Source organism: Flavicella sp. (assembly GCF_037132785.1).
Lineage (GTDB): Bacteria > Bacteroidota > Bacteroidia > Flavobacteriales > Flavobacteriaceae > Flavicella.
Genome location: NZ_JBAHZZ010000074.1, coordinates 1 through 15,925, shown reverse-complemented (window position 1 = coordinate 15,925; position 15,925 = coordinate 1). Strand labels below are relative to the sequence as shown.

Genomic DNA, 15,925 nt, shown 5'->3' with positions numbered 1-15,925 from the left:
AGTCTATCTTCTACTTGGTAATCGCTTAAACCATACCAACTCTGCAAAAGACACATTTTAAAAAGAAACAAACCATCATAGCAAGGCTTACCAACGGCACTTTTACCCCTGGAATAGTCCTTGTCTATTATTTTTGAAATTAGATCCCAATCGATAAGAATATTTATTTGACTGAAAAATGTAGCTTTTATCTTTCTTGTACGTAAATCACAAATGCTATCTGAAAAAGTAGGTGTTATTTGTAGTTTCATAACTTAAATATACGCCTTAATAAGCTAACAAACAATGATATAAAACCTAAGTTTGGGTCTTTGTTTTTGTCATGTACCTTGCAACGGTCTTAACTGATATTTACTTGTCTACTAATGGTGTTACAGTAATAATAGAAACTACAGGGTTTTCAAGTTCTGAAACAGTATTTTGGAAAAAAGGAAATGACTTATATATAGGAGAAAGTGGAGTTAAAACAACTCCGTGGGGCATATTTCAATAACAAAATATATTGATGGTAACGAATTAATTAGGAGAAGTAAAATGGATCAGATTACAATAGATATAAATGCTCTTTTAAAAGAATAGGTTATGAGTGTACGTTTTTAACAAATCAGTAAATCAAAGTTGAATAATGAAAAGAAATTTCAAAGAATTCAATACTTTTGTTTCTCATAAATAAATTGATATGGGAACTAAAAAAATGTTTGGTTTGGTAGGTAAGAATATTGAATATTCTTTTTCTAGGAATTATTTTTCGAAAAAATTTAATAAGCTACAATTATTAGAGAATAGCTACGTAAATTTTGATTTGGAATCTATATCTGAATTTCCAACTATTTTTGATACACATAAAGAAACTTTGGTGGGTATAAATGTAACTATTCCATATAAAGAAGATGTTGGTGCTTTTTTAGATGAAATTGATTCGGAAGCTGTGGAAATAGGAGCAATTAATACCATAAAAATTTATTCTGACGGAAAAAGAAAGGGTTTTAATACAGATGTATATGGTTTTGATCAATCGATAGCTCCTTTTTTAAAAGAGAGCCATAAAACTGCTTTAATTTTGGGGACTGGTGGAGCTTCTAAGGCGGTTACTTATGCTTTAAGAAAGAGAGGTCTTTCTGTTCTGCTTGTTTCAAGAGTCCCAAAACATAAAAATCAAATTAGTTATGAAAGTTTGACTGAAAAAGTGATTTCTGAAACAGGAGTTATTGTCAATTGTTCTCCTATTGGCACACATCCAGATGTTGATTTATATCCTAATATTCCCTATGAATTTTTAAACGAAAGTCATCTGTTATTTGATTTAATATACAACCCTGAGGAGACTGCTTTTTTAAGAAAAGGTAAAGAACAAAGAGCTGTAATTGCAAATGGCATGAAAATGTTGGAGTTACAAGCAGAGAAGTCTTGGGAAATTTGGAATAAAGAGTAGTCTTTATTGGTATTTCTTTACATTTTATAATATCTTTTTTAGAGCTTAATATTTTGTTGTTTAAGATGCTATAACTATATTTAAACAATTATAATTAGGAACTTTAAACACGTTAAGATGTTAGACGCAGCAAATAATAATTCTGAAGAATTAAATATGACTTCAGAAGATAATAGTGAGAATAAATCCCCTGTAAATACTGAAGAAAAAAGCGAAAATTTGGTTGTAGATGTTTTGGCTACTGAAAATGATATAGCGTTAGAAAAAATCGTTTCTTCCATTGAAGAAAAAGTGGCTGCGGATGCGGAAACGGTAGAAAGAAAAGAAGTCATTTCAACAGTCGATTGTAACTCTTTAAGTATGGAGGAAATTATTAAGGAGATTAAAAATCTAATTAATAATGAAAAAATCCAAGCAATAAAATCGAGTATTGAATCCCTAAGAAAGGCTTTTGACACAAAATTCAGTGAGCTTTTGGCTGCTAAGAAAGCCGCTTTTTTAGAAGACGGAGGAGAGTCTATAGATTTTCATTTTTCTAGTCCTATTAAGGTGGAGTTTAATGAAATGATAAATGAATATAGAATCAAAAGAAATAAACATTATTCAGAATTAGAATCTCAGTTAAAAGAGAATTTAGAGAAGCGTTTGTCAACCATAGAGTCCTTAAAACAAATTATTGAAAAGGCAGATTCGAAAACGATGCACAAGGAGTTTAAAGAACTTCAGGAAAATTGGAAAACAATAGGTCCAGTTCCTAGAACTAAATACAATAATACTTGGAGGAATTATCACCATCATGTAGAGCGTTTTTATGATTTACTCCATATGAATAATGATTTACGCGAATTAGATTTTAAGCATAATCTTGAAGAGAAAATTAAAATTGTTGAAAAGGCTTATGAATTGACTTTACTTGAAGATGTTTCAAAAGCATTTAAGGGGCTACAAGAATTACATAAATCATGGAAAGAAGAGATCGGTCCAGTTTCTAGAGAGTTTAGAGAAGAAATTTGGCAGAAATTTAGTGAGGCAACGAAAATTATTCAGGATAAAAGAGATAAATATTTTGAGGAACAGAAATCAAAATATCAAGAGAATGTTCAGGAAAAACTAGATGTTATTGCGACTTTAGAAAATTTTGATTTTTCAAAAAACAAAACACATTCAGATTGGCAAAAAGCGATTAAAGAATTTGAAACTACGAGAGAAATTTTCTTTACGATTGGTAAAATCCCAAGAAATAAGAGTCAAAAAATATGGGATCAATTAAAAGAGGTTACCAAGAAATTTAATCATGCCAAAAACCAGTTTTATAAAGATTTAAATTCAGTACAACACATCAATTTAGAGAAAAAACGAGAGTTGTTAGAATTGGCAAATTCTTTAAAGGAAAGTGATGATTTTACTAGTGTTACTAGTCAAATGAAAAGAATCCAATCGGATTGGAAAAAAATAGGTCATGTGCCGAGAAAACATTCCGATAAGATTTGGAAGGAGTTTAAAGATGCATGTAATCATTATTTTGATAGAGTTCATCAAGTTCAAGATAGTGGCTCAGATGAGGAAGTTGAATCTTTGGCGACGAAAAAAGATTTCTTATCACAAATATTGACTGTAATTGGCAATACAAATATTACCCTTGATGAAGTGAAGGCTTATATTCAAACTTGGAAAAATATAGGTAGAGTTCCCAGAAAGGAGAAAGCGATAGAAGCAGAGTTTAATGGAGCAATTGAAAAGCTGTTTAAGCAATTATCTATTACAGGGAGCGAGCTTAAGATGCTAAAATACAAAATGCAAATAGATACTTTTTTATCATCAAATAATACTCGTAAAATTGAAAGCGAAATACAATATGTTAGAAAAAAGATTGATGAGGTTTTTAAGGGAATTCAACAATTAGATAATAATATTAGTTTTATTGCAAATGCATCAGAGGATAACCCACTTGTATTGAATGTAAGAAATTCTATTTTAGAACAAACAGAGGGTTTAAAAGTATGGAAAGAGAAATTAGTATATTTAAGAAGTGTAAGTTAAATGATTTATCTCCATAAAAAAAGGCTACCAATTTGGCAGCCTTTTTTTATGTCGAAAAGTTAAGAAATTATTTTCTTTTCTTTTGTTGTGCTTGTTGCTCTTGTGCTTGTTTCATCGCATCGTCCATTCTTTGTCTGAATTTACTTTTCTTCTTTTCTGGGCGTTTTTTGTTTTCTTGTATTTGTGCATGAATCTTATCTTCATCGATAATAAAGTTCTTGATCACTAACATAATTGTAATAGTCAATAAGTTAGATACTAAATAATACAAACTCAAACCTGCTCCATAAGAGTTAAAGAATACCAACATCATGATAGGAGATAAGTACATCATCATCTTCATCATTTTTTGCATGTCAGGCATTCCTTCTTGTACGGGTTGCTGCATATTCATTTGTTGACTTTGACTCATTTTCATATAGAAATATATAGCCACAGAAGCTAAAATAGGAAACAAACTAATATGATCTCCATACATTGGAATCGAAAATGGTAATTTGTAAATTGAATCATAAGATGACAGATCATCTGCCCATAAAAACCCTTGCTGACGTAAATCTATTGCCGATGGGAAAAATCTAAATAAAGCAAAGAATACTGGCATTTGTAGTAATGCAGGAATACAACCAGCCATCATACTAACTCCAGCTTTTCTTTGGAGAGCCATAGTTTCTTGTTGGCGCTTCATTGCTTTGTCTTTACCAGGGTGTTTTTCGTTAATTGCAGTCATTTCCGGTTTTAATACCTTCATTCTAGCACTCGATAAATAAGATTTATAAACCAATGGAGACATAAAAATTCTAACGACTACAGTCATTAATATAATCACCAATCCATAGTTGTTAATAAAACCACCTAATAAATTGAACAAAGGAATAAATGCATGTATATTTATCCAACCAAAAATCCCCCATCCTAAATCGACTATTTCTTCAATGTTTTTTTCATAACTAGCTAATATACTGTAATCATTAGGTCCAATATACAGGCTAAAGCTATAGTTTAATTCACCATTATTTAATTCTAACGGAGCAGAAACTTCAAAGTTTTTAGTGAATATTTTGTTAGTCTCTTCATCTTCAAATAATGTTTGAGAGTTTAATTTTGCTGTTTTAAAATCAGTTTCAGAGATAAAAATAGTAGAGAAAAAATGTTGTTTAAAAGCAAACCATGTCACCTCAGATTCTTCTTCATTATCATCACCAGAAATAGATAAATCATCTTTTTTTCCATCTTCTTTCTCGTAGATCAAAGCAGTCATTTGATTTTCGTACTTGATGCTTTTTTCGTGACGATATCCTTTTAATTGAAAGTTTAAATCAATATTGTTAGAACTGTTTATTATGGTTCCTAAATCATTAGAACGAACAGCAAATCCAATCATATAATCAGAAGGTTTTAATTCGTATCTATATTCCAAAAATTGATTTTCAGAGACTTTCAATTTCATAGAAAGAATCGTGTTTTCACCATTTTTAGATAATTTAGGTTGGAAAATTAAATCTTTCGTATTAAAAGTACGATTAGTAGTTGTACCAAACTTGATATTAAAAGCTGCATTTGCATCTTTTATCATATATAATGGTAAAGAATCGTAAGTTTTATAATTTTTAATAAGTGCTTCAGTAATTTGACCACCTTTATTAGAAATAGTAAGTTTTAATAAATCGTTTTCAATAACGGTAGTTCCTAATTCATTTACATTTAATGAAGCTGAATAAGCAAATTGACCTAATTGTTGTATCGCATTTTGTCTTGCAATAGAATCATATACAAGAGAGCTCTGTAAACCTGTTTGTGTTGTTGTGTCAAATTTTTGTTTTGAAGTAATTTCTTCTGTTTTTTGAATTTCTTCTGTCTGCTCATCAGGTTGATTTGTATACATAAACCAAAGCATGATTGCGCCTAATAGTAAAAATCCAATAATTGAATTGGCGTCAAATTTTTTTTCTTCCATTTTGATGTTTTAACTGAATAAATTCAGTTTTTATTTAATATTAGTTTTTTTTAATGAGTATTGTAAAGCAGCGTCAACAAACTCAACAAATAGTGGGTGAGGGTTTAATACAGTACTTTTGTATTCTGGATGGTATTGAACCCCAACAAACCAAGGATGATCTTTTAACTCTATGATCTCTACAAGTCCTGTTTTTGGGTTGATACCTGTTATGTTTAAACCAGCATCGGTTAGTTGTTTTATGTAATCATTATTTAATTCGTAACGATGTCTATGACGTTCGCTTATCAATTCTGATTTATAGGCATTGAATACTCTTGAGTCTTCAGAAATTTTACAGTCCCAAGCACCTAAACGCATAGTTCCGCCTTTTTGAGTAATATCTTTTTGATCTTCCATCAAGTTGATAACAGGGTTTGCACAATTTTTATCCATTTCCAATGAGTTGGCATCCTTTATTCCTACAACATTTCTTGCAAATTCAATAACAGCCGTTTGCATTCCTAAACAGATGCCTAAAAAAGGAATTTTGTTTTCTCTAGCATGACGTACTGCATCTATTTTTCCGTCGGTTCCTCTAGTTCCAAACCCAGGAGCTACTAGAATAGCGTCTAAACCTTTTAATTTTCTAGGAATATTTTCCAAAGTCAAATCTTCAGAATGTATCCATTGAATTTTAACTTTTACTTCATTTGCTGCTCCAGCATGAATAAATGCCTCCGAAATTGATTTGTACGCATCGTGTAACTCTACATATTTTCCAATCAGTCCAATTTTTACTTTGTTTTTAGGGCTTTTATGTTTATCTAAAAATTTATTCCATTCTACCAATTTAGGTTGGTCATTGTCGCATAAATTTAATTTTTTTAAAACGACCTTGTCTAGTCCTTCATAAAACATAAGATTTGGAACATCGTAAATTGTTTCAGCATCTAAAGAAGAAATAACATCTTCTTTTTTTACGTTACAGAATAAAGCTAATTTACGTTTGATATCATCAGAAATAGGATGTTCAGACCTACAGACCAATACATCTGGACTAACACCACTTTGCATTAGCATTTTTACAGAATGCTGAGTCGGTTTTGTTTTTAGTTCTCCAGCAGCGGCCAAATAAGGTATTAAGGTTAGATGAATTACAATAGCATTATTATCGCCCAACTCCCATAACAATTGACGAACAGATTCTACATAAGGTAATGATTCTATATCACCTACTGTACCACCAATTTCAGTAATAATAACATCGTAATCACCCGTCTTACCTAGAATTTGAATTCTTTCTTTGATTTCATTTGTAATATGAGGAATCACTTGAACAGTTTTTCCTAAAAATTCACCTCTTCTTTCTTTGTCAATTACAGATTGGTATATTCTACCTGTAGTAACATTATTAGCTTGAGAAGTAGGAATGTTTAAGAAACGCTCATAGTGGCCTAAATCTAAATCAGTTTCAGCTCCATCGTCAGTAACATAACATTCACCATGTTCGTATGGGTTTAATGTTCCAGGATCTATATTGATATATGGATCTAATTTTTGTATGGTAACTGAATATCCTCTTTCTTGAAGTAATTTAGCTAGAGAAGCGGCAATAATACCTTTTCCTAGTGATGAAGTAACGCCTCCTGTAACAAAGACGTATTTGGTGTTTTTCATTGTTCTTATGTTTTGGCAAAAATACTAACTCTATTTTAGTTGACAAACCAAATGAATGTAAAAATTTGTTGTTTTTGGGACTTCATAATAGGATTAACTATTAATTGTGAAAATCAAATTCTTAATTCTGTTTTATAGAAAGTGTTTTTTAACTATTAAAACAGAGGAATAATGGACTTCATGATCTTGTATAAATAAAAAGTTGCATAATTAAAATACAATAACGATATTAAAAGCTTTAAAAAGAATAATTATATGGAAGTATTAGGAATTGATATTGGAGGTACAGGAATAAAAGGAGCAATTGTAAATGTAGAAAGTGGTGAGTTAATAACGGAAAGATATAGAATTCCTACTCCAACTGGTGCTAAACCTGCTGATGTTGCAAATGAAGTTGCAGCGATGGTAAAACATTTTAATTGGAAAGGGGTTGTTGGCTGTGGTTTTCCTACGATAATTTCCAACGGAAAAGCTAAGTCTTTTGGAAATATTGATCCTAGCTGGGTTGGAGTACAGGTAGACGAGTTGTTTTCTGAACGAACCGGACTAGAGTTTTATATTGCAAATGACGCAGATGCTGCCGGTTTAGCTGAAATCAAATTGGGAGCAGGAAAAGATGTTTCAGGAGTCGTTATATTAATAACGATTGGATCAGGTTTGGGATCAGGAGTGTTTGTAGACGGAAAATTGGTTCCAAATGTAGAATTAGGAATTGTTGGATACAAAGAATACGAAAGATTTGAGTTTTATGCTTCTGATGCTGCCAGAAAAAGAGAAGGTATTTCTTATAAAATTTGGGGAAAACGATTTAAAAAATTCTTAGATTTTGTTGTCCGTACCTTTTCTCCAGATTTGATCATAATTGGAGGAGGAGCGAGTAAGAAAATAGATAAATTTAAAGAAGCACTTGAGGTGGGTACTCCCGTAATTCCAGCAAAATATAAAAATAATGCAGGGATTATTGGAGCAGCAATGATTGCTGTGCAGTAAAATAGGGGAATCTACTTGTTTTACTTGTTGTAAAACCGAATATATTTAGTTACTTTGCAACAATATTAGTAATATCAATATGGGTAGAGATCTACACTTCTCTTTTAGCTAATAATAACTACTCAAAATATAAACGGCAGACTTCTGCATATTTATTGAAAAAAAGAATTAATGGAATATACTTTAGAATACAATTCAGATCGTCCTTTGATGATTATTCCTGAATATGGAAGACATATTCAAAAATTAGTGGATCATTGTGTCGCTTTAGAAAGTGAAGAAGAAAGATCAAAAATGGCAAATGCAATTGTTGATGTTATGGGAAACTTACAACCTCACTTACGAGATGTTCCCGATTTTAAACATAAATTATGGGATCAATTGTTTATTATGTCTAAATTTGAATTGGAAGTTGAACCTCCTTTTAGGAAACCTGACAAGACAGAACTAGAGGCTAAACCAGAGCCTTTACCATATCCTAAAATGGCATCTAAATACCGTTTTTATGGACATAATATTCAAACAATGATTAAAGTTGCTTTGTCGTGGGATGAAGGAGAGTTAAGAACAGCATTGATATTCAATATTGCAAATCACATGAAGAAGTGTTATTTGAACTGGAATAAAGATACTGTTGATGACGCAGTGATTTTTAAGCATTTGAAAGATTTGTCAAATGGAGAAATTGATTTGATTAACAGTGAAGAAGTTTTGTCTTCTACTAGTAATTTGTTAAAAAAAACAGCAAATGCGAGAAGTTCTAATAGTAATCATAGAAATAACCATAAAAATAAAAATCATAGAAATAATAAAGGTCACCAAAACCGTCATAAAAATTAATTTCTATTTTTTTTATCAGACTGTCTACAGAGGCAAAACACTTTTTATATAAATGGCTATATTTAAAATTGAAGGAGGACACAGGTTATCAGGTTCGATTACCCCTCAAGGAGCAAAAAACGAAGCTTTACAAATTATTTGTGCAGTATTGTTAACTCCCGAAAAAGTGAAAATTGAAAATATTCCAAATATTATAGATGTTAAGAAATTGATATTTATTCTTGGAGAATTAGGAGTTAAAGTTGAGAAACACGATAAAAACACGTATACTTTTCAAGCAGATAATATAAATTTAAAATATTTAGAATCAGCCGATTTTAAAAGAGATGGAAGTTCCTTAAGAGGGTCTATAATGATTGTAGGTCCCTTATTAGCAAGGTTTGGTAAAGGGTATATCCCAAGACCAGGTGGCGATAAAATAGGAAGAAGAAGATTAGATACGCATTTTGAAGGGTTTATTAAATTAGGTGCAACGTTTAGATATAATAAAGAAGAATATTTTTATGGAGTAGAAGCAGAAGAGTTGTTCGGAACAGATATGTTGCTAGATGAGGCATCTGTAACTGGTACTGCAAATATTTTAATGGCTTCTGTTTTAGCTACGGGAAATACTTCAATTTACAATGCAGCTTGTGAGCCTTATATTCAACAGTTATCAAAAATGTTGAATAGTATGGGAGCTAAAATTTCAGGAATTGGTTCTAATTTACTTGAAATTGAAGGGGTAGATGAATTAAAAGGTTGTACACATAAAGTATTGCCTGATATGATTGAGATTGGAAGTTGGATCGGAGTGGCTGTAATGACAAAATCCGAAATGACTATCAAAAATGTAAGTTGGGATAATTTAGGACAAATTCCTAAAGTGTTTCAAAAGCTAGGAATTAATTTAGAAAAGAGAAATGATGATATTTATATTCCAGCTCAGGAGTCTTATGAGATTCAGAATTATATAGACGGTTCTATTTTAACAATTTCTGATGCACCTTGGCCAGGGTTTACTCCCGATTTATTGAGTATTATTTTAGTGGTTGCAACACAGGCAAAAGGCTCTGTATTGATTCACCAGAAAATGTTTGAAAGTCGTTTGTTTTTTGTAGATAAATTGATTGATATGGGAGCGAAGGTGATTTTATGTGATCCACATAGAGCTACAATCATTGGTATGAATAATCAGTCCTCATTAAAAGCTACGACAATGACTTCTCCTGATATTAGAGCAGGTATTTCTTTGTTAATAGCTGCGTTATCGGCAAAAGGAACTAGTATCATTCATAATATTGATCAAATAGATAGAGGTTATGAGGATATTGAAGGACGTTTAAAGTCTTTAGGAGCTAAAATTGAAAGAATAGAAGAGTAAAAAATTATTTTTATTTCATGTAAAATCCCTTTTCCAAAAGAAAAGGGATTTTACATGAAATAAAGACTTATAGAGCAATGACATTTTGACACAAAATCTATAATGGCAATATTGTTGCTTAACTATAAATGTATTTTTAATTAATATTACAATGAGTACAGAAGAACAAAAAAAAAACGAAGAAACTAATAAGCAAGAGCAAGTAGTTTCTAATGAAAATAAAAAAGAGGAAACTCAGGAAGAAGTAAAGGTTGAAGAAATAGTTGAACCAACTACAGAGGAGTTACTTCAGACTGAAAAAGATAAATATTTACGTCTTTTTGCTGAGTTTGAAAACTATAAAAAACGGACCTCTAAAGAGAGAATTGAACTTTACAGAACAGCTGGGCAAGATATAATGGTGTCATTACTTCCCGTTTTGGACGATTTTGACAGAGGTTTGTCAGAAATCAAAAAAGTTAAAGACAAAGGATTATTGAAAGGGATGACTTTGATAAGTGATAAGCTTTCTTCTGTTTTGTCTCAAAAAGGATTGGAAATAGTAGAAGCAAAGGCAGGTGATGTTTTTAATGCAGATTTACATGAGGCTATTACTCAAATACCAGCTCCTTCAGATGATTTAAAAGGTAAAATTATTGATGTAATAGAAAATGGATACAAATTAGGGGATAAAGTAATTCGTTACCCTAAAGTTGTTATTGGACAGGCATAAAACTAAAGAGTATATAATTAATAAGAGATACAATAACTCATAAATAAGTTGTTTATTTTGTTGGTTACAATTGAATTAATATGGCAAAAAAAGATTATTACGAAGTATTAGGATTATCAAAATCAGCTTCAACTGCAGAAATAAAGAAAGGTTATCGTAAAATGGCGGTAAAATATCATCCTGATAAAAACCCTGATGATAAAACAGCCGAGGAAAAGTTTAAGGAAGCTGCAGAGGCTTATGAAATACTTAGTGATGACAATAAAAAGGCTAAATATGACCAATATGGTCATGCTGCCTTTGAAAACGGTCAAGGTGGTGGAGCTGGTTTTGGTGGATTTGGCGGTGGAGGTATGGATATGGATGATATCTTTAGTCAGTTTGGTGATATTTTCGGAGGTGGCTTCGGAGGAGGAGGTAGAAGACAATCTCGCGGACCTGTTCGAACAAAAGGTAGTAATCTTCGTATCCGAGTAAAATTAACTTTAGAGGAAATCGCGACTGGGGTTGATAAAAAAGTTAAAGTTAGAAGGAAAATTCAAGCCAAAGGAGTTAAGTATACTACATGTTCTACGTGTAATGGGCAAGGACAAGTGATGAGGGTGACAAATACGATGCTAGGAAGAATGCAGACTGCCGCAACATGTCCTACTTGTAATGGTGCTGGTCAATCAATAAAAAGTAAACCGAATGAAGCAGATTCACAAGGATTAATAGTTGTTGAGGAAACGGTTACAATTAATATTCCGGAAGGTGTTACTGAAGGAGTGCAGTTAAAGGTTACAGGAAAAGGAAACGAAGCTGCTGGAAATAATTCTATTTCTGGAGATTTATTAGTTGTCATTGAAGAGATTCCTCATAAAAAATTAAAGAGAGAAGGAGTTAATTTACACTACGATTTATATATTAGTTTCTCTGAAGCGGTATTAGGAGTTCCAAAAGAAATTGAAACCGTAACAGGAAAAGTAAAAATAAAAATAGAAGGAGGTACTCAGTCTGGTAAAATATTAAGATTAAAAGGAAAAGGATTACCTAGTATTGAAAGGTATGGCACAGGAGATTTAATGGTTCATGTAAATGTCTGGACACCAGTTACTCTAGATAAAAAACAAAAAAAGTTTTTTGAGAGCATGATTGATGATGAAAATTTTATTCCGAATCCATCGACTACAGATAAATCATTTTTTGATAAAGTAAAAGATATGTTTTCTTAAAAAGGAATGCTTATTGAATTAATTAAACTATATTTGTAATGTTACTATTTATTAGTGACATCTTTTTCATAGCAATTTTCCCACTCTGTCTTAGAGTGGGTTTTTTTATAGAATAAATAGAAGTAGGTCGTCTTATCGTCTTGAATTTAATTCAGGAAAGGAAAGTCCGGACATCATAGAGTAGTATAGCGGATAACATCCGTCCAGCGTGAGCTGAGGACAAGTGCAACAGAAAGCAAGTACAGTTCGGCTGTAGTGAAACCAGGTAAACTCTATACGATGCAATGCCATGTACATTGGAGCTTGAGGGCTACTCGCTCGATTCCAAGGGGTAGGCAGATTGATTCCATAAGTAATTTTGGAACTAGATAAATGATAAGAGTCTGTGTATACAGAAACAGGATTCGGCTTATAGACCTACTTTTTTATAATGATTGTAAATAAGATTGAGTATTCTTGATTTTTTTTGCTAATTAGAAAAAATCTATGAATTAAAGAAGGAATCCTAGTGTTCTTATTGAGGATTTCTTATTTAGATATGTGTATATTCGAATATTCTATAAATTTAATAATCTTAAAATTGATATCTCATTTATCTTTGTGTATTTATGGGATTCATAGGGGGGCACTCTTTTAAATACGAGCTATATTTTGTAATTTTGCAGCAAAATATTTAACAAATAGATAGCATTTGATGTTGGTCAAAAGCTTACACTCTAAATCTCCAGAAGTATTATGAACACTTATATCAATTACATAAAGGAAATCGAAGAACGAAAAGGCGAGGGACTTAACCCGAAACCAATTGACGGTTCCGAATTGCTAAGCGAAATCATTTCACAAATTAAGGATTTAGCTAACGTACATCGAGAAGAATCTCTTAATTTCTTTATTTACAATGTTTTGCCTGGGACCACAAGTGCTGCTGGTGTAAAAGCAAAATTCTTAAAGGAAATCATTCTTGGTGAATCGGTTGTAAAAGAAATTTCACCTGCCTTTGCATTTGAGTCGTTATCTCATATGAAGGGAGGACCTTCAGTTGAAGTATTACTTGATATTGCTTTAGGTAATGATGCAACTATAGCTCAAGAAGCTGCAAAGGTTTTAAAAACACAAGTGTTTTTATACGAAGCTGATACAAATCGTCTTAAAGAAGCTTATAGGATTGGTAGTGGAATAGCAAAAAATATAATTGAAAGCTATGCAAAGGCAGAATTTTTCACAAAATTGCCTGATGTAGACGAAGAAATAAAAATAGTTACATTCATTGCTGGTGTAGGTGATATCTCTACAGATTTGCTTTCTCCTGGTGGTGATGCTCATTCTAGATCAGATCGTGAGCTACATGGAAAGTGTCTTTTTGAACACAACAAGGATCAACAAGACAAGCTTTTGGCTCTTCAAAAAGAGCACCCAGATAAGAGAGTTATGTTAATTGCTGAAAAAGGAACCATGGGGGTGGGATCTTCTAGAATGTCAGGGGTGAATAATGTAGCTTTATGGACTGGAATTGAAGCTAGCCCATATGTTCCATTCATAAATATAGCTCCAATAATTGCAGGTACAAATGGTATTTCTCCTATTTTCCTTACCACTGTTGGTGTTACAGGAGGTATTGGAATTGATCTTAAAAACTGGGTGAAAAAGCTAGACAAAAACGGTAAAACTGTTTTAAATAAAGACGGTGAAGCTGTTCTTGAGGAAGCATACTCTGTTGCTACTGGTACTGTACTTACGATTAATACTAAGACAAAGAAACTTTATAATGGAGATAAGGAATTGATTGACATATCTTCTTCATTAACACCTCAAAAAACTGAATTTATAAAAGCTGCTGGATCATACGCTATTGTATTTGGTAAAAAACTACAGGCATTTGCTGCGAAAACTCTAGGTACTGATCTTATTCCTGTATTTGCTCCATCAAAAGAGGTTACTCACGAAGGACAAGGTCTTACAGCAGTAGAAAAAATATTCAATAATAATGCTGTTGGTACAACTCCCGGAGCAGTATTACACGCTGGGTCAGATGTTCGTGTAGAAGTAAATATTGTTGGATCACAGGACACAACTGGTCTTATGACTTCTCAAGAACTGGAGTCTATGGCTTCTACGGTGATTTCACCAATTGTTGATGGTGCGTATCAGTCAGGTTGTCACACTGCATCAGTATGGGATAATAAAGCTCAGGCTAACATTCCTAGATTGATGAAGTTTATGAACGACTATGGTTTGATTACTGCTCGTGATCCAAAAGGTAAATATCACGCCATGACTGATGTGATTCACAAGGTGCTTAATGATATTACTGTTGACGATTGGTCGATTATAATAGGTGGCGATTCTCATACAAGAATGTCTAAAGGTGTTGCTTTTGGTGCAGATTCTGGAACAGTTGCTCTTGCTCTTGCTACAGGTGAAGCAAGTATGCCAATTCCTGAATCGGTAAAAGTTACTTTTAAAGGAGAAATGAATGAATATATGGATTTCCGTGATGTTGTTCATGCTACTCAATCTCAAATGTTAAAGAATTTTGACGAGAATATCTTTCAAGGAAGAATCATTGAAGTTCATATTGGAACCTTACTTGCTGATCAAGCCTTTACCTTTACTGATTGGACTGCAGAAATGAAAGCAAAAGCTTCTATCTGTATTTCTCAAGATGATACTCTTATCGAGTCTCTTGAGATTTCGAAGGGCAGAATCCAGATCATGATAGACAAAGGAATGGACAATGAAAAAGAAGTCCTTCAAGGATTGATTGATATAGCTGATAAAAGAATCAATGAGATTAAATCTGGTGAGAAGCCAGCTTTAACTCCCGATGCTAATGCTAAGTACTATGCAGAATTTGAGGTAGATTTGGATATTATTTCTCAGCCGATGATTGCTGACCCAGATGTACATAATGATGATGTTTCCAAACGTTATACGCACGATGCTATTAGAGCTCTTTCTTTTTATGAAGGAAAAAAGACTGTAGATCTTGGTTTTGTAGGTTCTTGTATGGTTCACAAAGGAGATCTAAAGATTGTTTCTCAAATGCTTAGAAATATAGAAAAGAAACAAGGGACAGTTAAGTTTAATGCTCCTCTTATTGTGGCAGCTCCAACCTATAATATTATTGATGAATTAAAGAAAGAGGGAGACTGGGAAATGTTACAAAAATATTCTGGCTTCGAATTCGACGATAATGATCCTAAAAGTAAGGCACGTACTGAATATAAAAACATGATGTACCTTGAGCGTCCGGGGTGTAACCTTTGTATGGGGAATCAGGAAAAGGCGGAAAAAGGAGATACCGTAATGGCAACTTCTACTCGTTTGTTCCAAGGACGTGTTGTAGCGGATTCTGATCGTAAGAAAGGAGAATCATTACTCGCTTCAACTCCAGTGGTAGTTCTTGCAGCAATTCTAGGAAGGACTCCTACAATGAAGGAATACGAAGCTGCAGTTCATGGTATCAATTTGACTAAGTTTACTCCTCCTACTAAGAAATTATGTTCTTAATCATTAGAATTAATTTAAAGCCCGAATCTTACGATTCGGGCTTTTTTACTCAAATTAGACAAAGTCTATTTAAGACCGTTGCATAATGCTCTTTTCATTTTTAGATTTCAATTTTGACTTTTTAAATCTAAAATTTATATTTTTTTTTCTTATTTTCATTGTTTATGTTAGTTATGGATCTATTTTTTGGTTCATTTTCCTTTAGTTT

11 protein-coding genes, 1 other RNA gene and 1 pseudogene are annotated in these 15,925 nt (G+C 32.4%); 10 read left to right on the top strand and 3 right to left on the bottom strand.

Going from position 1 to position 15,925, the window contains the following annotated elements; translation table 11 throughout:
• Positions 1–251: pseudogene (locus tag V5787_RS04940) on the bottom strand (IS5/IS1182 family transposase); the annotation flags it as partial.
• A 104-nt stretch (positions 252–355) separates the two neighbouring features.
• Between V5787_RS04940 and V5787_RS04935 the strand changes: the two are divergent.
• The 3 genes from V5787_RS04935 (at position 356) to V5787_RS04925 (ending at position 3,472) form a co-directional block, all read left to right on the top strand.
• Positions 356–493: a hypothetical protein gene (locus V5787_RS04935; RefSeq protein WP_336892157.1), complete on the top strand. Its 138-nt coding sequence runs from the start codon at positions 356–358 to the stop codon at positions 491–493.
• A gap of 186 nt (positions 494–679) precedes the next feature.
• Positions 680–1,432 (top strand): shikimate dehydrogenase, encoded by a 753-nt coding sequence (locus tag V5787_RS04930; protein ID WP_336892156.1) that lies wholly within the window; start codon positions 680–682, stop codon positions 1,430–1,432.
• 117 nt (positions 1,433–1,549) lie between these two features.
• Entirely contained in the window at positions 1,550–3,472 is a 1,923-nt protein-coding gene (locus V5787_RS04925; protein WP_336892155.1) for a DUF349 domain-containing protein, read from the top strand.
• Between the two features lie 67 nt (positions 3,473–3,539).
• Here the strand turns inward: V5787_RS04925 and yidC are convergent, their stop codons facing one another.
• Both yidC and V5787_RS04915 read right to left on the bottom strand, forming a co-directional pair.
• The gene (gene yidC / locus V5787_RS04920) at positions 3,540–5,429 is read right to left on the bottom strand and encodes a membrane protein insertase YidC (protein WP_336892154.1); all 1,890 of its coding nucleotides are present in this window, start codon (positions 5,427–5,429) and stop codon (positions 3,540–3,542) included.
• Between the two features lie 30 nt (positions 5,430–5,459).
• The gene (locus V5787_RS04915) at positions 5,460–7,088 is read right to left on the bottom strand and encodes a CTP synthase (RefSeq protein ID WP_336892153.1); all 1,629 of its coding nucleotides are present in this window, start codon (positions 7,086–7,088) and stop codon (positions 5,460–5,462) included.
• A gap of 255 nt (positions 7,089–7,343) precedes the next feature.
• Between V5787_RS04915 and V5787_RS04910 the strand changes: the two genes are divergently transcribed.
• The 7 genes from V5787_RS04910 (at position 7,344) to V5787_RS04880 (ending at position 15,717) form a co-directional block, all read left to right on the top strand.
• Positions 7,344–8,078: an ROK family protein gene (locus V5787_RS04910; protein ID WP_336892152.1), complete on the top strand. Its 735-nt coding sequence runs from the start codon at positions 7,344–7,346 to the stop codon at positions 8,076–8,078.
• A gap of 171 nt (positions 8,079–8,249) precedes the next feature.
• Complete coding sequence (locus V5787_RS04905) at positions 8,250–8,918, top strand: DUF4290 domain-containing protein (protein WP_336892151.1); 669 nt, start codon at positions 8,250–8,252, stop codon at positions 8,916–8,918.
• 52 nt (positions 8,919–8,970) lie between these two features.
• Complete coding sequence (gene murA, locus V5787_RS04900; protein WP_336892150.1) at positions 8,971–10,281, top strand: UDP-N-acetylglucosamine 1-carboxyvinyltransferase; 1,311 nt, start codon at positions 8,971–8,973, stop codon at positions 10,279–10,281.
• A 151-nt stretch (positions 10,282–10,432) separates the two neighbouring features.
• A complete protein-coding gene (locus V5787_RS04895; protein ID WP_336892149.1) occupies positions 10,433–10,993 on the top strand; it encodes a nucleotide exchange factor GrpE in 561 nt (186 codons plus the stop codon).
• A gap of 80 nt (positions 10,994–11,073) precedes the next feature.
• On the top strand, positions 11,074–12,207 hold the full coding sequence (gene dnaJ, locus V5787_RS04890; RefSeq protein ID WP_336892148.1) for a molecular chaperone DnaJ: 1,134 nt from the start codon (positions 11,074–11,076) through the stop codon (positions 12,205–12,207).
• 119 nt (positions 12,208–12,326) lie between these two features.
• An RNA gene (gene rnpB, locus V5787_RS04885) (RNase P RNA component class A) lies at positions 12,327–12,635 on the top strand.
• 307 nt (positions 12,636–12,942) lie between these two features.
• Complete coding sequence (locus V5787_RS04880; protein ID WP_336892147.1) at positions 12,943–15,717, top strand: bifunctional aconitate hydratase 2/2-methylisocitrate dehydratase; 2,775 nt, start codon at positions 12,943–12,945, stop codon at positions 15,715–15,717.
• Positions 15,718–15,925 lie beyond the last annotated feature (208 nt).

Coding starts and splice junctions, on each gene's coding strand:
- V5787_RS04915 (WP_336892153.1), bottom strand. CDS start 7,088: ATGAAAAACACCAAATACGTCTTTGTTACAGGAGGCGTTACTTCATCA.
- V5787_RS04910 (WP_336892152.1), top strand. CDS start 7,344: ATGGAAGTATTAGGAATTGATATTGGAGGTACAGGAATAAAAGGAGCA.
- V5787_RS04930 (WP_336892156.1), top strand. CDS start 680: ATGGGAACTAAAAAAATGTTTGGTTTGGTAGGTAAGAATATTGAATAT.
- dnaJ (WP_336892148.1), top strand. CDS start 11,074: ATGGCAAAAAAAGATTATTACGAAGTATTAGGATTATCAAAATCAGCT.
- yidC (WP_336892154.1), bottom strand. CDS start 5,429: ATGGAAGAAAAAAAATTTGACGCCAATTCAATTATTGGATTTTTACTA.
- murA (WP_336892150.1), top strand. CDS start 8,971: ATGGCTATATTTAAAATTGAAGGAGGACACAGGTTATCAGGTTCGATT.
- V5787_RS04905 (WP_336892151.1), top strand. CDS start 8,250: ATGGAATATACTTTAGAATACAATTCAGATCGTCCTTTGATGATTATT.
- V5787_RS04880 (WP_336892147.1), top strand. CDS start 12,943: ATGAACACTTATATCAATTACATAAAGGAAATCGAAGAACGAAAAGGC.
- V5787_RS04895 (WP_336892149.1), top strand. CDS start 10,433: ATGAGTACAGAAGAACAAAAAAAAAACGAAGAAACTAATAAGCAAGAG.
- V5787_RS04925 (WP_336892155.1), top strand. CDS start 1,550: ATGTTAGACGCAGCAAATAATAATTCTGAAGAATTAAATATGACTTCA.